The following is a 19364-nucleotide window of genomic DNA, read 5'->3' as shown; positions in this document are numbered from 1 at the left end:
CCTACGCTTGTTCTGATTGGGATGGAGCCCTGAAAGCCTCTCAATAGAAGGCTTGCAGGCCGGTCTGGGCACGGCCCAGGATCAGTGCATGCACGTCATGCGTGCCTTCGTAGGTGTTCACCGTTTCGAGGTTGATCATGTGGCGGATCACATGGTATTCGTCATGGATGCCGTTGCCGCCGTGCATGTCGCGCGCCAGGCGGGCGATGTCCAGCGCCTTGCCGCAGCTGTTGCGTTTGATCAGCGAAATCATTTCCGGCACGGACTTGTCTTCGTCCATCAGCCGGCCCACGCGCAGGCAGCCCTGCAAGCCCAGCGTGATCTCGGTCTGCATGTCGGCCAGCTTCTTTTGAATCAGCTGGTTTTGCGCCAGCGGGCGGCCAAACTGAACGCGGTCCATGGTGTACTGGCGAGCGCGGAACCAGCAATCTTCAGCAGCGCCCAGAGCACCCCAGGCGATGCCGTAGCGCGCCTTGTTCAGGCAGCCGAAGGGGCCCTTGAGGCCACTCACGTTGGGCAGCAGGTTGGCTTCTGGCACAAATACGTCGTCCATCACGATCTCGCCGGTGATCGAGGCACGCAAGCTCATCTTGCCTTCGATCTTCGGGGCGGAGAGGCCCTTCATGCCTTTTTCGAGCACAAAGCCGCGGATGCTTTCCTGGCCGCCGACCTTGCCGTCCGGGTCTTCCAGCTTGGCCCAGACGATAAACACGTCGGCGATCGGGCTGTTGGTGATCCACATCTTGGCGCCCTTGACGATGAAGCCGCCGTCCACAGGCTTGGCGCGCGTCAGCATGCTGGCGGGGTCGGAGCCGTGGTTGGGCTCGGTCAGGCCGAAGCAGCCCACCCATTCGCCGGTGGCCAGCTTGGGCAGGTATTTTTGTTTTTGTGCTTCGCTGCCGTAGGCATTGATGGGGTGCATGACCAGCGACGATTGCACACTGATGGCGCTGCGATAGCCGCTGTCGACGCGTTCCACTTCACGCGCGACCAGGCCGTAGCTCACGTAATTGAGGCCGGCGCAGCCGTAGCCTTCAATCGTGGAGCCGAGGAAGCCCATGGCGCCGGCTTCGTTCATGATTTCGCGGTCGAATTTTTCGTGGCGTGCGGCCATCAGCACGCGGGGCTGCAGTTTTTCCTGGCAGAAAGCGTGGGCGGCGTCGGCAATGGCGCGCTCGTCTTCGCTCAGCTGCTCCATAAAGAAAAACGGGTCTTGCCAGTTGAATTGGGTTTTCACGGTCTGTCTCCTTGGGGGCTTGAATCAGCAAGTGTAGGGGCGCGGGAAATTCCGCCAATGCGGGCCGGGCGGGCCCGTGCAGGGCCCAGGGCACACACCATTGTTGGGCAGGCATGAATAGTTGTCTAATATCAAATATCTATTCAACGATATAAAAAACATATTCATGGAATTTCGCCACCTTCGGTATTTCCTCGTGCTGGCTGAAGAACTGCACTTCGGCCGCGCCGCCCGGCGGCTGTCCATTTCCCAGCCGCCGCTGTCGCTCAATATCCAGCAGCTGGAGGCCTCCGTCGGCGCGAAGCTGTTCACGCGCAGCAGCAAGCAGGTCGCACTGACGGCCGCCGGCCGGGCGTTTGTGCCGTCCGCCCGTGCGCTGCTCGACCAGGCGGCGCTGGCCGCCGGCCACGCACGCGACGTGGGGCAGGGCATGGCCGGCAGCCTGGCCATCGGGTTTTCAGGAACCATGCTTTACGGCGGCTTGCCCCGCATCCTGGAGCGCTTCCAGGCCGGCCACCCCCTGCTGCGGCTGACCCTGAAAGAGCTCAGCTCCAGCGAGCAGCTGGTCGAGCTCGCGCATGACCGGCTCGACCTGGGGTTTGTGCACACCACGCACGTGCCGCCCGAGCTTTCGCAGGTGCTGGTGTCCAGCCAGGCTTTTGTGTGTTGCCTGCCGGCCGGCCATGCCCTGGCGCGCAAGCGTTCGGTGTCACTGAGGCAATTGCAGGGTGAGCCGTTTGCCGTCGTGTCGCGCGCGGTTTCGCCTGATTACCACGAGCGCATCCTGGCGATCTGCACGGAAGCCGGTTTTTACCCGGAGATCCGCTACGAACTGCGGCATTGGCTCAGTGTGGTGTCTCTGGTGTCGCAAGGCATGGGTGTTGCGCTGGTGCCGGCGGCGCTCAGGCAGTCAGCCATGGCGGGCGCCGCCTTTGTGCCGCTGGACGCAGCCACCACACCTTATGAAACGCATTGCCTCTGGAAAACCGCACGCGACCACCAGGCGCTGGCGGCGTTTGTGACGGCGGTGCGCGCAATCGCCCCGGCGGCGAAAGCATGAAGATTCCATCCCGCCCAGGTGCCCTGGCGAATGGCCTTGCTAAAAGTATGTCCACCGCTGGGGGCGTAAAGCTGTCACCATGGGGCAGTTCATAGTCTTCAGGAGAACGGCATCAACCCGTATATCTGGTGTGTGGTGGGTGCCCTTCTCGGCGGGGCCGCCTGCCTGGTCGCGGGCACCCGCGAAAAAATCGTCATCCTCGAAAGTATCGGCGTCGGCATGTTCGGTGCCTTCATCGGCGGCGACTTCGTGGCTGCCCTGCTCAGCAAGGGCGCCACCAACGACACGGTCTTCAGCATGGGCTCGCTCGGCCTGGCCGTGGCCGGCGGCCTTGTGGCGCTGGCCCTGCTGCGGCTGATGCGCCGTGCAATCGGCCCCCAGCACGTCACCAAAGGCCCGCGCCGGCGCGACTGAGCGGGACGGGCTTTCCCCATCGCGTCAGGGGCAATGTGTGGGCCTCTGCGCGGGCCTGCAGGCCCCGGCGTAAGATTGCCGCTCCCCGTACGACCAACGGATTTCAGCGGAGATTTCCATGCCTTCTTCCCCCCAAACCATCACGCTCGGCGGCGGCTGCTTCTGGTGCACCGAGGCGGTGTACGTCAAGGTGCGCGGCGTCACCGACGTGGAATCGGGCTACAGCAACGGCCAGGCCGCACGGCCCAGCTACGAAGAAGTCTGCACGGGCCGCACCGGCAGCAACGAAGTTGTCAAGCTCACCTACGACCCGGCCGACATCACGCTGCGCGAGATCCTCGAAATTTTCTTCGTCATCCACGACCCGACCAGCCTGAACCGCCAGGGCAACGACGCCGGCACGCAATACCGCAGCGGCATCTATTACTCAACGCCCGAGCAGAAGGCGGAGATCGACGACTTCATCCGCCAGGTCAGCCAGGACAAGACCTTCGGCAAACCCATCGTCACCGAGGTGCTGCCGCTGGAAAACTACTGGCCCGCCGAGTCCTACCACCAGGACTATTTTGAGAACAACCCCAACCAGGGTTACTGCGCTTTCGTGGTTGGCCCCAAGGTCGACAAATTCCGCAAGACCTTTGCGTCACGCGTGAAGGACTGAGGGCGCGCGTATCCTCATGGCGCTATCAAATAGATAGCATCAAGCACAGATAAACACTGGGCCGCAGGCGCTTTTTATGCCAAAAATGGTGTTTTTTTGGGCGATCGAGGCCGCTTGAGACCGTTTTTTCCGTTCCTACAGGCGATTCTGGCCCGTTTTGACGCTCCGCAGTCCCTGATTTGGTAGTCAACTTGAGCATCAAGCCAATAAGGGTGGGCGCAAGCAGCTATCAAATAGATAGCGATGCTGTCACTTCCGGCCAACCGCAGTCAGCCGCAACCTGGCTTGTTGGTGTTCCGGTTTGACTTGAGCCCTCAAACCCGCCGCTGCGCAAAATAAAACCATTCCTGGCCCACTTCGCCCCGCGGATTCGGAAACACCACAAAGCCGTCTGCCGGCGCGGCAATAGGTGCGCCGCCATTTCGCGTGCCAATGGCATCGCCGGCTTTCACGGCGTCGAAGCTGCGCCACTCGCGGGTGAAGGTGTCGCCCGCATGCTCGCGGTCCACCACGTCAACGAGCCGCAGGATCTCGCGCGCCATCGGCACCGGCGCGGGCTTCTGCGCAATCAGCCCCAGCAAGCCCAGCGTCTGCAAAATTGCATGCCGCGCCACCTGCACCGCTTGCGGGTCGTCATGCTGGCCGCATTCCAGCGTCACGCCGTAGCCGCCGCGTGAACGCATGTATTCGGTCGTGCCTACGCCGTAGTTCGGGTCCGTCACCAGCGTCTGGGCGCGGGCGGCTCCGCTGCTGGCCGCGGCTGTTGCCGCGCGCCGCTGCACGCCCCGTGCATAGGTCTCCAGCCAGCCTTCCACAATCCGGTGCGGCCCGGTGTGCAGCGCCAGCTGCATTTCTTCCGCGGCATGGTCAAAAGGCTCCAGCGCGCCGGTGTTGTTCTGCGGGCCAATCATCACAAACGGTGCGCCGCCGGTGTGAAAGGAGTGCAGGTCCAGCAACACATCATGCGCATCCAGCAGCGGGCACAGCACGTTCGCAATGCGGTCCTCAAAGTCCTGCGGAATGGCGCTCGGTGCCATGTTGCGGTTGAGGTTGCGCTCACCCATGCGCTGCTTGAGCCGGTAGGCCAGCGGGTTGGTCACGGGCACAAAAGTCACGGTGCCGCGTTCGATGCCGAGCTGGCCGCTGTCGATTTCTTCCAGCAGCTGCGTGATGGCGCGTGTGCCGCAGGTTTCGTTGCCGTGTACGGCGCCGGTGACGAGCAGGCGCGGGCCGGGCGCCAGGCCGTGGAAGGTGTGGCTGCGCAGGTGGGTGGGGTGTTGGGGAGAGGTCATGGGTAATGCCCGCTGGTGTGGTGGCGTTTTGTGGCGTCGATGGCTTGGTTATACAGTGGTTTGGCGGGGCGGTGAGGCATCCGGATGCGTTGCCATTTGTTGCCAATGGGCATATTTTGCGAAGAGGCTTCCTGCTTATGATTGCGGCGTTTCCCTGACCTTGCGCATCCCCAATGTCAATACGGAGGCAACATGGATACTGATCTTGACGGCTTGTCACGTGAGCAACTGATTGTGGAAGTCAAAAAGCTCCGACAGGGTATTCGCGAGCACCGCGACAGCACCGGCCATGAGCTTTGCTGGCACCACCCGGCACTGTGGGCGCTACTGCCGGAGAAGACCGACCCTGTGCCCGTCGTACCTGACTGGCCGCAGTTCTTTCGCGGCTGTATCCGTTACCGCCAGTCGCTGGATGAACAGTTGCCGGATGCGCCCCGAAGTAATCAACCCTATCGCAGCTGAGCGCTTCACAGCTTTGCCCGGAGGCCAGCGTGGCCAACGGGCCGCTCCACGATGCCGGTTGATTCCAACTCAGTTCTGCCTGATCCCCGCCACCAGCTGTGTCACGTTGTGCCGCATCAGCTTGAGATAGCTGTCGGCCGGGCCACCGGCTTTTGACAGGGCATCGACATACAGCGCGGGGCCGGGCGTCACACCGGCGTCCTTGCTCAGCTGGGCGAGCAGCTTCGGGTTGCTCATGTTTTCAAAAAATACGGCCTTGATTTTTTCGCGCTGAATCTGCCGGATCAGTTGGGCTACTTCTTTTGCGCTAGGTTCTGCTTCGGTAGAGATTCCTTGCGGTGCCAGGAAGCTGACCTGGTAGTGCGCGCCGAAATAACCGAAGGCGTCGTGTGAGGTGATGACCTTGCGTTTGGCGGGCGGCACGGCGCTGAGCTGTTCTTTGGCCCAGGTGTCCAGCGCCTGCAATTCTTTCACGTAGGCTTCGCTGTTGTTCTTGTAAGTGGCTGAACCGGCAGGGTCGAGCCGGGCGAGGGCTGCGGCGATATTGCGCACATAGATCACGACGTTGGTTGGATCCTGCCAGGCGTGCGGGTCGGTTTCTTTTCCTCCTTTTTCACCCGGCATGGTGCGCGCCTTCACGCCTTGCGAAGTGACCACCGCCTGGCCCTTGTAGCCGGCGGACTTGACGAGTTTTTGCGCCCACGGTTCAAAGCCCAGGCCGTTGCTGACCAGCAGTTTGCTTTGCAACAGGTTTGTGGCGTCTGCGGGTTTGGGTTCAAACACATGCGCGTCTTCATCGGGGCCGACCAGCGTGTTGACGGCGACGCGGTCACCGCCGACCACACGGACGAGGTCGCCGAGGATGCTGAAGCTGGCGACCACAGGGATTTTGTCGGCGGCCATGCCGGCAGTGGCGGCGGCCAGCAGCGCGGCCCCGGCCAGGGGTGCCAGCAGTTTGCGGACCAGGTGTTTCATGGAAGTCATGGAAGGGCTCCGGGTTGGTAGAGAAAGAGGAATGAAAAAAAGCGCAGGCTCAGGCGACGCGGTGCGTGCGCGCGAATGTGCGCGGCAGCCAGCCGCCGGGCGCCAGCAGCAGCGAGGCAAAGTACAGCGCGCCAGCACAGCCGATGATGGTCGGGCCCGAAGGTGTATCGAAGTGGTAAGACAGCAGCAGCCCGGCATAACCTGCCGCCATGGCCTGCGCGCCGGCGTTGGCGAGCTGCGCGGGCAGGGTGTCATGCCAGAGTCGTGCCGACACCGCGGGCAGCATCATCAGGCCGACGGCCATCAGCGTGCCCAGGGTCTGGAAGCCGGCCACGAGGTTGATGACGACCAGCATCAAAAAGCCCTGCTGCCACGCCCACTTGAAAGAGGCGCTGCGGCCCGTTGCGTTCAGGAATACCGGGTCAAAACTCTCCAGCACCAGGCCCCTGTAAGCGGCAGCCAGCGCGACCAGGCTGATGCTGGCTACGCCGGCCACCAGCAGCAGGCCCGGCGTGTCGACGCCCAGCGCGCTGCCGAACAGGATGTGCAGCAGGTCAAGCTGCGTGCCGTGGCCGGAAATGAGCGTCACGCCCAGCGCCAGCGCCACCAGGTAAACCGCGGCCAGGCTGGCGTCTTCTTTCAGCGCGGTGGCGCGGCTGATGAAACCGGCCAGCGCTGCCACCAGCATGCCGGCCAGCACGCCGCCTGCTGCCATGGCCGTGAGAGACAGGCCGCACAGCATGAACCCGATGGCGACACCGGGCAATATGGCGTGGCTGAGTGCGTCACCCAGCAGGCTCATGCGCCGCAAGGTCAGGAAAACGCCCAGCGGCGCGGCGCTGAGCGAGAGCGCCAGCGTGGCCACCAGCGCGCGGCGCATGAAGGCGTAGTCGGCGAACGGCGCAAACAGAACGGCCCAGGCACCGTGAAGGGCATGCAGCGCGGCTTCCATCACGCCGCAGCCTTGTGCAGCAAGGGCTCGTGCAATGCCACTGGTGTGGCTACTGCCTTGTCGTCGATGCGGCAGGCTTCGGCGCTTTCGTCCCAAGCCTCGGCCATCGCGCGGGCGCGTGCCAGGTTGCCTTCGGTCATGACCTGTGCGGTGGGGCCCCAGGCGACGGCTTCGCGCGCCAGCAGCAGTGTTTGCGGAAAATGCGCCCGTACCTGGGCGTCGTCATGCAGCACGGCAATCACGGTGCGCCCCTGGGCATACCACTGGCGAATCAATGCCAGCAGCGCGGCGGTGGTCTTGCTGTCTATCGCGTTAAAGGGTTCGTCCAGCAGGATCAGGCGGGCGTCTTGTACCAGCAAGCGGGCAAACAGCACGCGCTGGAACTGCCCGCTGGAAAGCGTGCCAATGGGCCGCGCTTCAAAACCTTCCAGGCCAACGGTGCGCAAGGCCGCGCCGACGGCCGCCCACTGCGCCTCACTGACGCCGCCCCACGCGCCCTGCGAAGGCCAGCAGCCGAGCAGCACGGCGTCGCACACGTCCATCGGAAAGCCGCGGTCCAGCTCAGCCTGTTGCGGCAGGTAGGCAGTGCGCGCGCGCGGCGTTGCCGTGGTGACCTGTCCGCCCGAACGGGGCAGCAAACCCATGATGCTTTTGCACAGCGTGCTTTTGCCGGCGCCGTTGGGGCCAACCACCGCGGTCAGCGAACCCGCCGCGAAGTGACCGCTGACGTGGTGCAGTGCCGGGTGTTGCCGGTAGCTGACGGTGAGGTTGTCCAGCGTGACCATGGCGCTCACCATGGCGCTATTTCCGCCGAAGCCCAGGCGACCGCTATCCAGAGCAGCGCCACGGCTGGCAATACCGCGAGCACCCGGCGCCAGGCCGGCCAGGCGAGGATGCTGCGGCGGCGCGGAGGCTGTGGGGGGAAGGGAGGGGGCGAAGCTGGCAAGGGAAGTCGTCTTTACAAACAGGCGGGCCGGGAAGTCATCAAAAGCCACTCGGTTGCGGTAATAATGCAACTGAATTGCTTTATAGTTTAATGCAACATTGTTGCGTTATGCGTGCGCATGGTGAAAATACACCGCGCTCCCTTTTGCCAAATCTTTCCGAACGGCTTCATCCCATGGCATCCGTCAAACCTGTCAGGCGTTCCAAAACCGAGCCCGGCGTCACCGCCGACGCGGACCCGATTAATGTGCTGTTGTCGGCCCACGGCCTGCGCCGCACCAGCGCTGCGCGCCTGGTGCTGGGCTGGCTGCTGGCCCACCCGGACACCAGCTACACGCACGCGCAACTGCAGGCCGCGCTGGGCAGCGACGATGATGCCGGCGAAGGCGTGACACTGGACCGCGTCACGCTGTACCGGCTGATCGACCGGCTCACGCAGGTGGGCTTGCTGCTGTGCCGCGTGGACGCCAACCGCGTGCGGCGCTACCAGGCCATGCCGAGCAGCGTGCATGCGATTCCCCACTTTGAATGCCAGAGCTGTCACCGCGACAGCCCCTTGTCGGGCGCGTTGTCGGGCAAACGTTCGGGTGCGCTCAAGGCCAGCACCAAAGACCTGGAGCGCGCCGCGCAGACCGCGCTGGAAGCATTGAAGGCGCTGGGCTACCAGGGCATGAGCATGGACTTTGCCGTGCGGGGCGTGTGCGCCGACTGCGCTACCGGCACGGCTTCTGCATGATCAGCACCCGCCAACTGGCCTATCGCTATACCAATGGCCCCGAGCTGCGCTTCGCGGACGTGGACGTCGCGCAGGGCGGTGTGCTGCTGCTGCGCGGTGCGTCGGGCTCGGGCAAATCCACCTGGCTGGCGCTGGCGGCAGGTTTGCTGGCGCCCAGTGAGGGCGACATCACGGTGGCCGGCCAGTCCATCAAGACGCTGGGCGGGCGTGCCGGTGACGCGTGGCGGGCTAAAACCATTGGTTTTTTGCCGCAGAAACTGCACCTGAGCACGGCGCTCACGGTGCACGGCAACCTAGCCATGGCGCAGTGGGCCGCCGGCCAGCCGGATGATGAAGGCCGAATTGCCGAAGCGCTGGTCGCGCTGGATGTGCAGGCACTCGCGCAGCGCAAGCCGTCTCAACTATCAGGCGGGCAGGCGCAACGTGTGGCGCTGGCGCGCGCGGTGTTGCTCAAGCCGCGCGTGATTCTGGCCGATGAACCCACCGCCAGCCTGGACGACGACGCGGCCGGGGCGTCGCTGGCCTTGTTGCAAAGCGCGGCGCAGCAGCAGGGCGCCACGCTGGTGATTGCCACGCACGATGCGCGTGTCCAGGCCTTTTTTAAGGATAAAAAAGGCCTGCAGTCCTTATTGGTCGTGCGCAAGCAGCTATGAAAACGATAGCATTCAAAACCGTGGTGTTTTCATGGCGCTATTTATGGTCGCGGCCCCTGGCTGCAGCGCTGAATTTGCTGCTGCTCACTCTGGGGCTGGCTTCCATCACTTTTCTGCTGCTCGTCAGCCACCAGATCAGCCAGGCGTTTGACCGTGACGTGGCCGGCATCGACGTGGTGGTGGGCGCCAAGGGCAGCCCGATGCAGTTGATCTTGTCGGGCGTGTTCCACCTTGACGTGCCGACGGGCAATGTCCCGCTGGCGGCGGTGAAGGAACTGGAAAAGCATCCGCAGGTGGCCAAGGTCATTCCCATCAGCCTGGGTGACAGCTTTCGCGGCTTTCGCATTGTGGGCACCACGCCCGACTACATCCACCACTACGACGCGCAGCTGGCGCAGGGCGCGCTGTGGTCCAAGCCGATGCAGGCCGTCATTGGCGCGCAGGTGGCGCAGCAGACCGGCCTCAAGGTGGGCGCCAGCTTTACCGGCACGCACGGCCTGGGCGGCGGCGGTGAAGAGCACAAGCTGAGTCCTTATGTGGTGTCGGGCGTCCTGGCCGGCAGCCACACGGTGCTGGACCGCCTGGTGCTGACAGCCACCGAGTCCGTCTGGCAGGTGCATGAAACCGACACGGCGCTGGACGACGACGACCGCAAGGTGCTGGAAGAAGAACGCGAAATCACGCTGGCGCTGATCCAGTACAAGACGCCGCTGGCGGCCGTGACTTTTCCCCGCTACATCAACAGCAGCACCGAGATGCAGGCCGCTGCGCCGGCGCTGGAAATCACGCGCCTGCTCAGCATGGTGGGTGTGGGCACCGACGTGCTGCGGGCGCTGGCCGGCGTGTTGCTGCTGACGGCGGGCCTGAGTGTTTTCATTGCGCTGTGGGGTGCCGTGCGCGAGCGCCGGGCCGACCTGGCGCTGCTGCGCATGTTGGGCGCGCCGCCGGCCCGCGTGGCCGGCCTGCTGCTGTGCGAAGCGCTGTGGCTGGCGCTGCTAGCCACCGTGCTGGGTGTGCTGGCGGGGCAGGGCCTGACGGCGCTGCTGGCCTGGGCGCTGCAACTTGAAAAATCTGTCCTGATCGGTGCGCTGTCATGGCCGGTCGAGCTGGTCAGTGTGCCGGTACTGGCTCTGGGTGTGGCGCTCGCGTCTGCGTTGCTGCCCGCCTGGGAAGCTTACCGCGTCAGTGTGTTTGAACTTCTCCAATCCAGGTAACCTTCTTATGACAAACCTCTACACCATCAAAAAATTCCTCACCCTGTCTCCTGTTGCCGCGGCGTTTGCGGCGGTGGCCCTGAGCGCCACGTTTTCGCTGGCCCACGCGCAGCACAACGACAAGGAAACCAGGGAAGACATCCAGCGTCACCGCGCCATGGCCGCCGCCCATGAAAACGCCGCCAAATGCCTGGAATCGGGCAAGAAAGACGAAGTTTGTGAAAAAGAGCTGCAGGCCGCTTGCAAAGGCCTGGCCGTCGGCAAATACTGCGGGATGAAACACGTTCATTGAGACGTCCACTGACGCCACCGGGGCGCCCCTGAATTGGCCTCACCTTTTTGCTGGATTTTCTGGAGTACTGCATGACCGCTTCTTTTCACCCTCGCACACCAGGCCTTAACGGATTGAAGTGGGCATTGGCCTGCAGCATGCTGCTGGCTGCGGCGGGCCTTTCGGCGCAAACGCTGTCTTCACCGATGGCGAATGGCGGCAAGCCTGCCGCTGCAGGGCCGGCGTTTGACATACCGGTCGGGCAGGGTGCGGGCGTGCATGGCGCCAACAGCCCGTTCCCACCGCTGGCGGCCCGCACGGACGTTGTGCCCTGGTCGGTGCTGACGGCGGTGAAAACCAAAAACGAGAAAAACCGGATCCTGCCGGTCTTCACCCTCGACCAGATGGCGCTGAACCAGAAAACCCAGCGCATCCAGGGCTTCATGATGCCCTTGGACCCGGGCGAAAAGCAGAAGCACTTTTTGCTGTCGTCGGTGCCTCTGACCTGCGCCTTCTGCCTGCCCGGCGGGCCCGAGAGCATGGTCGAAGTCAAAACCAAAACGCCGGTGAAATACAGCATGGAGCCGGTGGTGGTGGAGGGGCGCTTCCTGGTCCTCAATGACGACTCCTATGGCCTTTACTACCGCATCACGGATGCCACCAGCGTCAGGTAAGAGCCGCACACAAAACTGCCGTGGCTGACGCTTTTCAAGCGGGGACGCCCCCGCAAGATACGGAGACGGCATCGCGACGGCCTGGCAACCCGCACGCTAAGATTGCGCAATGAACCAGCTTGTCTTCGTGTCCCTGCTTCCCGTCGTGTTGTTGATTGCTACAGGTTTCATAGCTGGTCGCGCACAGTGGATAAGGCCCGGAGCGATAAAAGACCTTTCAAACCTGGTCTTCCTGCTGCTCACGCCGGCGCTGCTGTTTCGCACCATGAGCAAGGTGCGTGTTGAGCAGCTGGACTTCAAACCAGTGCTGGCCTACTTTCTGGCCGTGATCATCCTGTTTGGCGGCACCTTGCTGCTGCAGGGCTTTAACCGCCGTGCCGCCGTGCTGGCACTGGCCAACACCTTCTCCAACACCGTCATGATCGGCATCGCGCTGATCGGGCTGATGTACGGGCCCGAAGGGCTGGTGACGCTCTTTACTTTGGTTTCAGTGCATTCACTGGTGTTGCTGACCAGCGCCACGGTGGTGCTGGAGCTGGCGGTGGCGCACGAACAGAAGCTGGGTATGCGCGACGAAGTCACGGCCGCGCCGCGGCATCCCGTGGCAACCGTGCTGATGGCCGTGAAGAACGCGCTGTTGCATCCGGTGCCGCTGCCCATCATTGCCGGCCTGCTGTTTGCACAGACGGGTCTCACGATTCCCGCGGTGGTTGACAAGCCACTCGAACTGCTGGCCAATGCTTTCGGCCCGCTGGCGCTGGTGCTGGTGGGCGTGACGCTGGCCAACACCCGCGTGGGTGAGCATTGGCGCCAGGCGCTGGCTTTGGCCGGGGTGAAAAATCTGTTGCACCCGCTACTGGTGTTTGGCCTGTGCCGCCTGCTGGGTGTGGGCGGCGTGCCGATGGCCGTCATGGTGGTGGCTTCGGCCTTGCCCATTGGCGCCAATGTATTTTTGTTTTCCCAGCGCTACAAGGTCGCGGAAGACCTGATCACCGCCAGTGTCGTGGTGTCTACCGCGCTGGCCCTGGTGACGCTGACCGTTGTGCTGCTGCTGGTCGGGCGGTTTGTCTAAATCTCTTTCACGGAGCCCTTGATGCAGTTCCTACAGTCCCTGCCGGTATCGGCGCAAACCATCGGCCTGCTGCTGCTGTCCAACGTGTTCATGACCTTTGCCTGGTACGGGCACCTGAAAAACCTGGCCACCTCGCCCTGGTACATCGCAGCGCTGATCAGCTGGGGCATCGCACTGTTTGAATACCTGCTGCAGGTGCCAGGCAACCGCATCGGCTTTACCCAGTTCAGTGTCGGGCAGCTCAAGATCATGCAGGAGGTGATCACGCTGAGTGTGTTCGTGCCCTTTGCGGTGTTCTACCTGAACGAGCCACTCAAACTCGACTACCTGTGGGCAGCCCTGTGCATGGTTGGCGCGGTGTATTTCATCTTCCGAAGCTCATAAGGCCCCCACGGTCGCTCACTTCGTGTAGCTCCCTGCCCCCCGAGGGGGCCGCCCGCCTGCGGCCCGGCAAGGCCGGTTCCGCGGCTCGAGCTGGTTTGGGGAAGGGACGGCCAGACGGTTAAACTTCTAGCTGTTACAAAAACGTCATATTTTTGACTTACTCCCTGAGGAACTGACATGCTGTTTGGCAAATTGCTGCCGCGCGAAGGCAATTTTTTCGAGATGTTCAACCAGCATGCCGAACGCATCGTCGAGGCCGCCCACGCGTTTTCGAACCTGGTCGCGAACTACGCTGACGTGCAAAAGCGCGAAGCTTTCAACCGCGAAGTCGACCACGCCGAGCGCGCTGCCGACCGCATCACGCATGAAGTCAACCGGGCGCTGCACAAGACTTTCATCACGCCTATCGACCGCGAGCAGATCCACAAGCTGATCAACACCATGGACGACGTGGCCGACCTGATCCAGGATTCGGCCGAAACCATGGCGCTGTACGACGTGCGCCACATGACCGACGACATCGTGCGGCTGACCGACCTGAGCGTCAAATGCTGCGAACGCCTGCAGGACGCCGTGGCGCTGATCGAAAAAGTCAGCGATGCCGCGACGGCTGAAGCGGCCCTGAAAACCTGCGAGGAAATCGACAAGCTCGAGTCCGACGCCGACCGCGTCATGCGCTCGGCCATGAGCCGGCTGTTCCGCGAAGAGCCCGATGTACGGGAAGTGATCAAGCTCAAGGCGGTGTACGAACTGCTGGAGACCATCACCGACAAGTGTGAGGACGTGGCCAACCTGATCGAGGGCATCGTCCTCGAGAACTCCTGAAGATGGCGGCCCCCACGCTCCTCGCTTCGCGTAGTTCGCTACCCCCCGAGGGGGCTGGCCTTGCTTGGGGTGGCACTGCCCTGCGTCCCGGCGCGTTCGTTTCCCTAGCTACCTCATTGGTATAAATATGCAAACCGTACAGGCCGCCCTGTGGGTGGTGTTCCTGCTGGTCTTCCTGGCCATTGCGTTCGACTTCATGAACGGCTTTCATGACGCGGCCAACTCGATCGCCACGGTGGTGTCGACGGGCGTGCTCAAGCCGGGGCAGGCGGTGCTGTTCGCCGCTTTCTTCAACTTCCTGGCGTATTTCATCTTCCACCTGAGCGTGGCGGCCACCATCGGCAAGGGCATCGTGATGCCGGGCGTGGTGGACACGCATGTGGTGTTCGGCGCGCTGATGGGCGCCATTACCTGGAACATCGTGACCTGGTTCTACGGCATTCCCAGTAGCTCTTCGCATGCGCTGATCGGCGGTATCGTGGGGGCTGTGATTGCCAAGGCCGGTGCCAGCGCGCTGATCGCGTCGGGTGTGTTCAAGGTCGTGGCTTTTATCTTTGTCTCGCCCTTGCTCGGGTTCTTGCTCGGCTCGCTGATGATGGTGGCGGTGGCCTGGGTGTGTCGCAGGACGACTCCATCGAAGGCCGACCGGTGGTTTCGCCGGCTTCAGCTGGTGTCCGCAGGCGCTTACAGCCTGGGGCACGGCGGCAACGACGCGCAAAAGACCGCCGGCATCATCTGGCTGTTGCTGATCGCCGCGACCACCAGCAACGTGCAGGGTTTGCCGGTCTGGATGATGGCGACCACGGAACACCTGCCGATCTGGGTGGTCATCGTCTGCTACATCGCCATCGGCTTTGGCACCATGTTCGGCGGCTGGCGCATCGTGAAAACCATGGGCCAGAAAATCACCAAGCTCAAGCCCGTGGGCGGCTTCTGCGCCGAGACCGGCGGCGCGCTGACGCTGTTCCTGGCGACCGGGCTGGGGATTCCCGTTTCCACCACGCACACCATCACCGGCGCCATCGTGGGCGTAGGCTCCACGCAGCGCGCTTCAGCCGTGCGCTGGGGCGTGGCCGGCAACATCGTCTGGGCCTGGATTTTCACCATTCCCGCCTCGGCCTTCGTGGCCGCGATAGCCTACTGGGTCAGCCTGCAAGTTTTTTGATCAAGAGCGCCGAGCCTGTTTGATGTCCGAGCCCTATTGAGATATCTTCTTGGCCTCTTCAACCTGGTACTCGAAGTAGCGCTGAAAGCTGAAGACGATGCTGGACATCAGTGAGATAGTGCCGAACAGCAGCGCAAACACCACCGCGCCTATGGTCAGCCAGTTGGTGTTGCCCGCCTGGGTGGCCGGCGTGCCCGTGTTGTGCAGCGCATTCCATTTTTCCGTCGGCATCAGGCCGTAGTAAATGGCGGTCAATGCCGTGCCGGCCAGCGTAAAGCCCAGCAGCGGAATCAGCACCCAGGCGAGGTGGTCATCCTGCCCATAAAGCCGTACGCGCTCGACACCCCACCAGCCCAGCGCCGCTGCGATGGGGTGCAGCCAGGCCCAGACGTCGCCCAGGCCGAACAGGTAAAGACGGTGCACGCCGAGCTGGCCGCCAATAAAGGCGAGCCAGGCGGCGAGGGTTTTGTTTTTGGGCGCTTTAGGGGCTGTGGAGGCAGTTGCTTGCATGCGGCGATTATGCGGCGGGTGCATTCACCGGCGGCTGCGTGTCGCCAGCGCCCAGGGTCTTTTCCATGATCACGATGTCGCGCCAGGCGCCGAACTTCCAGCCGCATGATGCAATGGTGCCGACTTCGGTGAAGCCGAGCGAGCGGTGCACGCCCACCGAACCAGCGTTGGCCGAATCACCGATCACGGCCATGGCCTTGCGTACGCCCACCGCTTCAAGCCGTGCCAGCAACTCGGCCAGCAACGCACGGCCCAGGCCCTTGCGGTGCAGTTCAGGCGCCAGGTAGATCGAGTCTTCCACCGAGAACCGGTAGGCCGGGCGCGGCTTGAACCAGTTGCCGTAGGCAAAGCCCGTAATCTTGCCGTCCTGCTCGGCGACCAGATACGGAAGGCCCTTGGACAGCACATCGGCCCGGCGGGCTGTCATGTCGGCCACGCTGGGCGGCTCGGTTTCGAAGGTGCCTGTGCTGTGCAGGACGTGGTGGCCGTAAATGGCCGTGATGGCGGAAATGTCTTCTTCGCGGCTGGGGCGGATGAGGGGCATGTCAGTGGTGTTTCGGAGGCGGGAGAAAGGGTCTGCGGGGAGGCTTCAGGAGCGGGGGAGGGGCGAATTTGGGCAAAAACCGTTCGGCAGGCTATAATCTCAGGCTTTGCAGCAATTCGCTGGCCGGGTGGCCATGTCGTGTGTCTCAAGCGCTGCAGAACATTGGGGTATCTACCTTACCGGTAAGCCCCACCACCCGAAGGATAAATCATGGTCGTCATTCGACTTGCACGCGGCGGTTCCAAGCACCGTCCTTTTTTCAATATTGTCGTGGCTGACAAACGCGTTCGCCGCGACGGCCGTTTCATCGAACGCATCGGTTTTTACAACCCGATTGCCAAAGGTGGCGAAGAAGGCCTGCGCATTGCGCAAGACCGCCTGACCCACTGGATCGGTGTGGGCGCCCAGCCGTCTCCTACCGTTCTGCGCCTGGTCAAGCAAGGTGCTACGGCTGCTGTCAAAACGGCCTGAAGAACTCGGTCTGTTTTAGAGATTGATGCAGTCCGGCCTTCAATCGTCGGCAGGCTTGACACCCTCAAGCCTTCCGCACGACGCCATCGAAGTCGGGCGCATCCTGGATGCCTGGGGCGTCAAGGGCTGGGTGAAAATCCTGCCGCACAGCACCGATCCAGAAGCACTTTTCGCGGCCAAATCCTGGTTTTTGCAGGCGCCTGACGCCAAATTCCGCCCGGGGTTTACCGTGTTCTCCGGCACCGTCACGCTCAGCGTCGACGAGGCCAAAGTCCATTCCGATACCGTTGTCGCCAAGTTTTTGGGCCTTGATGACCGCAATGCGGCCGAGTCCTTGCGTGGCGCGCGTATCTTCCTGCCCCGCAGCAGCTTTCCTGCGGCCTCCAAGGACGAGTACTACTGGGTCGATCTGATCGGCCTGAACGTGGTCAATCGTGAAGGGGTGCCATTGGGCTTGGTGCGTGACCTGATGGCCACCGGCCCGCATTCGGTTTTGTGTGTGGAGTACACCGCCCAGCAGGAAGACGGCTCGAGCGTGACCGCCGAACGCATGATTCCGTTTGTCTCCGTGTATGTCGACACGGTGGATATCGCCGGCAAATGCATCACGGTTGACTGGCAGCCGGACTACTGATTTTTGTAGCCCAAAGGGGTTGTTGCCCCGAAGCGCCGGGCTCGCACACAATAGCCCCATGCGCTTCGACATCATCACACTTTTTCCCGAGCTTTTTGCGCCTTTCCTGGTCAGTGGGGTGACCCGCCGCGCCTACGAATCAGGCCTTGTTGAGGTGAAGCTCTGGAACCCGCGGGACTTTGCCGACGGCAACTACCGCCGCGTGGACGACCGCCCTTTCGGCGGCGGCCCCGGCATGGTGATGATGGCTGAGCCGCTGGCGCTGTGCCTTGAAAAAATCCAGGCTGACCGTGTTGCGAGTGGTGCGCCCAAGGTTCCCACGGTGCTTTTTTCTCCCGTGGGCAAGGCTTTGGACCATGCCGGCGTTGAAGGCTGGTCGGCCAGCGCCGGTGCGGTGTTGATCTGCGGCCGCTACGAAGGGCTGGACCAGCGCTTCATCCTGGCGCATGTTGACTTGCAGATCAGCCTGGGCGATTTTGTGTTGTCGGGCGGGGAAATTGCCGCCATGGCCTTGCTGGATGCGGTGGCCCGGCTCCAGCCCGGCGTGCTCAATGACGAGGGCAGCCACCAGCTGGACAGCTTTAATCCTGCACTCGACGGCTTGCTGGATTGCCCCCATTACACGCGGCCCGAAAGCTGGCGCGGCCAGCCTGTTCCGACCACCCTGATGTCGGGAAACCACGCCCACATCGAGCGGTGGCGGCGCGAACAACGCCTGGCGCTGACGCAGCGCCAACGCCCGGAATTGGTGCAAATGGCACGGCAGAGTGGGAATTTGAGCGAAAGTGACGAGGCTTTTCTGGCCGATTTGGTCGAAAACCCGGACAAAGACGCTTGAAAAAGCAGTGACTTGCTATAATCAAAAGCTTTTCGATCCTCTGGCGGCCACTGCAACCATCTGAATCATCTTCGGGTGAATCCATGGATTTGCGGTCTTTAGCGTAGCGCGTGTATGAGCGAAGAAGTTAGATGGAATAAACCATGAATCTGATCCAGACCCTTGAGCAGGAAGAAATTGCCCGCTTGAACAAGACCATCCCCGTTTACGCTCCCGGCGACACCGTGATCGTCAGCGTCAATGTGGTTGAAGGTACGCGTAAACGTGTGCAGGCTTTTGAAGGTGTGGTGATTGCCAAGCGCAATCGCGGCCTCAATTCCAGCTTCATCGTTCGCAAGATCTCCAACGGCGAAGGCGTGGAACGTACGTTCCAGGTTTACAGCCCGCTGATCGCGAAGATTGAAGTCAAGCGCCGTGGTGATGTGCGTCGTGCCAAGCTGTACTACCTGCGTAGCCGCAGCGGCAAATCCGCACGTATCAAGGAAAAGCTGGGCGCCAAGGCTGCCTAAAAGCACCTCCGCCCTGAAAAGCCGCTCTGTCGAGCGGCTTTTTTTTGCCTGCTAACCTCTCACCCCATGAACAACACCCGGCCCCTGCCGAAGTTTGACCCGCGCAGCATCCCGGTGCTGGGCATTGATGACCATCTGGCGGGTGTCCCTTCGGCGCATCTTTTACCGGAAGCGCTGCGCCAGCGTTTTCGGCATCCGCCCGTCTGGACTCCCGAACACAGCGTTGAAAAGAAGTTCACCGACCGCACGCCTGCACTGGCTGCCGTGCTGATTCCGCTGGTCATGCGGGACGAGCTGACACTGCTGCTAACGGAGCGGACCACCAACCTGTCCACGCACTCAGGCCAGGTCGCCTTGCCCGGCGGCCGCACGGACGAAACCGACCGCGATGCAGTGGACACCGCGCTGCGGGAAGCGCACGAGGAGGTCGGCTTGCCGCGCGACCATGTGGAGGTGCTGGGCACCTTGCCTACCTACGTCACCGGCACCGCTTTCATCATCACGCCGGTCGTGGCGCTGGTGAAGCCCGGCTTCGTGCTGCAGCCCAACCCCGGTGAAGTCGCAGATGTCTTCGAGGTGCCGCTGGGCTACCTGATGAACCCGGCCAATCATCGCCGCCACGAGATGGAATTCGACGGCGCCCTACGCCAATGGCTTTCCATGCCGTACTCCGACCCCTCCATGGAAGGTGATGGCAACGAGGCCAGGGAGCGCTATATCTGGGGCGCGACGGCTGGCATGCTGCGTAATCTCTATCGTTTTCTGAGCGCATAGGCCCACCCCCGTCCAGGCTCACTGCGTGTAGCCTGTTCCCCCCTTCCAGGGGGCGGCGCCTGGGGCCGGCAAAGCCGGACCCT

25 protein-coding genes are annotated in these 19364 nt (G+C 62.7%); 18 read left to right on the top strand and 7 right to left on the bottom strand.

The window, feature by feature from the left end:
- Positions 1-40 precede the first annotated feature (40 nt).
- On the bottom strand, positions 41-1198 hold the full coding sequence (locus AC1DYR_RS04150; protein WP_477704131.1) for an acyl-CoA dehydrogenase: 1158 nt from the start codon (positions 1196-1198) through the stop codon (positions 41-43).
- A 205-nt stretch (positions 1199-1403) separates the two neighbouring features.
- On the opposite strand from AC1DYR_RS04150, the gene AC1DYR_RS04145 reads away from it, so the two are divergent.
- The 3 genes from AC1DYR_RS04145 (at position 1404) to msrA (ending at position 3372) form a co-directional block, all read left to right on the top strand.
- Entirely contained in the window at positions 1404-2297 is an 894-nt protein-coding gene (locus AC1DYR_RS04145; protein WP_477703957.1) for a LysR family transcriptional regulator, read from the top strand.
- Between the two features lie 135 nt (positions 2298-2432).
- Positions 2433-2711 (top strand): hypothetical protein, encoded by a 279-nt coding sequence (locus AC1DYR_RS04140; RefSeq protein ID WP_477703956.1) that lies wholly within the window; start codon positions 2433-2435, stop codon positions 2709-2711.
- Between the two features lie 118 nt (positions 2712-2829).
- A complete protein-coding gene (gene msrA, locus AC1DYR_RS04135; RefSeq protein WP_457279947.1) occupies positions 2830-3372 on the top strand; it encodes a peptide-methionine (S)-S-oxide reductase MsrA in 543 nt (180 codons plus the stop codon).
- Between the two features lie 314 nt (positions 3373-3686).
- Here the strand turns inward: msrA and AC1DYR_RS04130 are convergent, their stop codons facing one another.
- Positions 3687-4664: a M14 family metallopeptidase gene (locus tag AC1DYR_RS04130; RefSeq protein ID WP_477703955.1), complete on the bottom strand. Its 978-nt coding sequence runs from the start codon at positions 4662-4664 to the stop codon at positions 3687-3689.
- 192 nt (positions 4665-4856) lie between these two features.
- Here AC1DYR_RS04130 and AC1DYR_RS04125 point away from each other — a divergent pair, with 192 nt between their 5' ends.
- A complete protein-coding gene (locus AC1DYR_RS04125; RefSeq protein WP_477703954.1) occupies positions 4857-5126 on the top strand; it encodes a hypothetical protein in 270 nt (89 codons plus the stop codon).
- 69 nt (positions 5127-5195) lie between these two features.
- Here the strand turns inward: AC1DYR_RS04125 and AC1DYR_RS04120 are convergent, their stop codons facing one another.
- The 3 genes from AC1DYR_RS04120 to AC1DYR_RS04110 are packed head-to-tail and all read right to left on the bottom strand — an operon-like array spanning position 5196 to position 8057.
- The gene (locus tag AC1DYR_RS04120) at positions 5196-6101 is read right to left on the bottom strand and encodes a metal ABC transporter substrate-binding protein (RefSeq protein ID WP_477704130.1); all 906 of its coding nucleotides are present in this window, start codon (positions 6099-6101) and stop codon (positions 5196-5198) included.
- A gap of 58 nt (positions 6102-6159) precedes the next feature.
- Positions 6160-7062 (bottom strand): metal ABC transporter permease, encoded by a 903-nt coding sequence (locus AC1DYR_RS04115; protein ID WP_477703953.1) that lies wholly within the window; start codon positions 7060-7062, stop codon positions 6160-6162.
- Positions 7062-8057 (bottom strand): metal ABC transporter ATP-binding protein, encoded by a 996-nt coding sequence (locus tag AC1DYR_RS04110; RefSeq protein WP_477703952.1) that lies wholly within the window; start codon positions 8055-8057, stop codon positions 7062-7064. Before AC1DYR_RS04110 ends, AC1DYR_RS04115 begins: the two co-directional genes overlap by 1 nt.
- A 125-nt stretch (positions 8058-8182) precedes the next feature.
- Between AC1DYR_RS04110 and AC1DYR_RS04105 the strand changes: the two genes are divergently transcribed.
- From AC1DYR_RS04105 to AC1DYR_RS04065, 9 genes are all read left to right on the top strand, one after another.
- Positions 8183-8743, top strand: coding sequence for a Fur family transcriptional regulator (locus tag AC1DYR_RS04105; RefSeq protein ID WP_477703951.1), 561 nt, complete (start codon positions 8183-8185; stop codon positions 8741-8743).
- Positions 8740-9396 (top strand): ABC transporter ATP-binding protein, encoded by a 657-nt coding sequence (locus AC1DYR_RS04100; protein ID WP_477703950.1) that lies wholly within the window; start codon positions 8740-8742, stop codon positions 9394-9396. The genes AC1DYR_RS04105 and AC1DYR_RS04100 overlap by 4 nt, the downstream gene beginning before the upstream one ends.
- Complete coding sequence (locus AC1DYR_RS04095; RefSeq protein WP_477703949.1) at positions 9393-10610, top strand: ABC transporter permease; 1218 nt, start codon at positions 9393-9395, stop codon at positions 10608-10610. The genes AC1DYR_RS04100 and AC1DYR_RS04095 overlap by 4 nt, the downstream gene beginning before the upstream one ends.
- Positions 10611-10617: 7 nt before the next feature.
- Positions 10618-10902, top strand: a complete 285-nt coding sequence (locus tag AC1DYR_RS04090) for a hypothetical protein (RefSeq protein ID WP_477703948.1) — start codon at positions 10618-10620, stop codon at positions 10900-10902.
- 71 nt (positions 10903-10973) lie between these two features.
- Positions 10974-11555: a DUF3299 domain-containing protein gene (locus AC1DYR_RS04085; protein WP_477703947.1), complete on the top strand. Its 582-nt coding sequence runs from the start codon at positions 10974-10976 to the stop codon at positions 11553-11555.
- Between the two features lie 109 nt (positions 11556-11664).
- Entirely contained in the window at positions 11665-12627 is a 963-nt protein-coding gene (locus tag AC1DYR_RS04080) for an AEC family transporter (protein ID WP_477703946.1), read from the top strand.
- A 21-nt stretch (positions 12628-12648) separates the two neighbouring features.
- Positions 12649-13011: a DMT family protein gene (locus AC1DYR_RS04075; RefSeq protein ID WP_477703945.1), complete on the top strand. Its 363-nt coding sequence runs from the start codon at positions 12649-12651 to the stop codon at positions 13009-13011.
- A 177-nt stretch (positions 13012-13188) separates the two neighbouring features.
- The gene (locus AC1DYR_RS04070; RefSeq protein ID WP_457279961.1) at positions 13189-13836 is read left to right on the top strand and encodes a DUF47 domain-containing protein; all 648 of its coding nucleotides are present in this window, start codon (positions 13189-13191) and stop codon (positions 13834-13836) included.
- A 127-nt stretch (positions 13837-13963) separates the two neighbouring features.
- Positions 13964-15001: an inorganic phosphate transporter gene (locus AC1DYR_RS04065; RefSeq protein ID WP_477646378.1), complete on the top strand. Its 1038-nt coding sequence runs from the start codon at positions 13964-13966 to the stop codon at positions 14999-15001.
- Positions 15002-15034: 33 nt separating this feature from the next.
- Here AC1DYR_RS04065 and AC1DYR_RS04060 read toward each other — a convergent pair whose 3' ends face one another.
- Complete coding sequence (locus tag AC1DYR_RS04060; protein WP_477646377.1) at positions 15035-15511, bottom strand: hypothetical protein; 477 nt, start codon at positions 15509-15511, stop codon at positions 15035-15037.
- A gap of 7 nt (positions 15512-15518) precedes the next feature.
- Positions 15519-16055: an N-acetyltransferase family protein gene (locus AC1DYR_RS04055; RefSeq protein WP_477703944.1), complete on the bottom strand. Its 537-nt coding sequence runs from the start codon at positions 16053-16055 to the stop codon at positions 15519-15521.
- A gap of 210 nt (positions 16056-16265) precedes the next feature.
- Here AC1DYR_RS04055 and rpsP point away from each other — a divergent pair, with 210 nt between their 5' ends.
- From rpsP to AC1DYR_RS04030, 5 genes are all read left to right on the top strand, one after another.
- Positions 16266-16526, top strand: a complete 261-nt coding sequence (gene rpsP, locus AC1DYR_RS04050; protein WP_457279965.1) for a 30S ribosomal protein S16 — start codon at positions 16266-16268, stop codon at positions 16524-16526.
- Between the two features lie 25 nt (positions 16527-16551).
- A complete protein-coding gene (gene rimM / locus AC1DYR_RS04045; RefSeq protein WP_477703943.1) occupies positions 16552-17160 on the top strand; it encodes a ribosome maturation factor RimM in 609 nt (202 codons plus the stop codon).
- A gap of 58 nt (positions 17161-17218) precedes the next feature.
- Complete coding sequence (trmD, locus tag AC1DYR_RS04040) at positions 17219-17998, top strand: tRNA (guanosine(37)-N1)-methyltransferase TrmD (RefSeq protein WP_477703942.1); 780 nt, start codon at positions 17219-17221, stop codon at positions 17996-17998.
- Between the two features lie 143 nt (positions 17999-18141).
- The gene (gene rplS, locus AC1DYR_RS04035) at positions 18142-18507 is read left to right on the top strand and encodes a 50S ribosomal protein L19 (RefSeq protein ID WP_077595343.1); all 366 of its coding nucleotides are present in this window, start codon (positions 18142-18144) and stop codon (positions 18505-18507) included.
- 66 nt (positions 18508-18573) lie between these two features.
- A complete protein-coding gene (locus AC1DYR_RS04030) occupies positions 18574-19281 on the top strand; it encodes a CoA pyrophosphatase (RefSeq protein WP_477703941.1) in 708 nt (235 codons plus the stop codon).
- The last annotated feature ends 83 nt before the right edge of the window (positions 19282-19364 follow it).

It is taken from the genome of Polaromonas sp. P1_F9 (assembly GCF_056405615.1).
The sequence above is the reverse complement of the archived record's forward strand: the minus strand, read 5'-3'. Positions and strand labels throughout refer to the sequence as shown.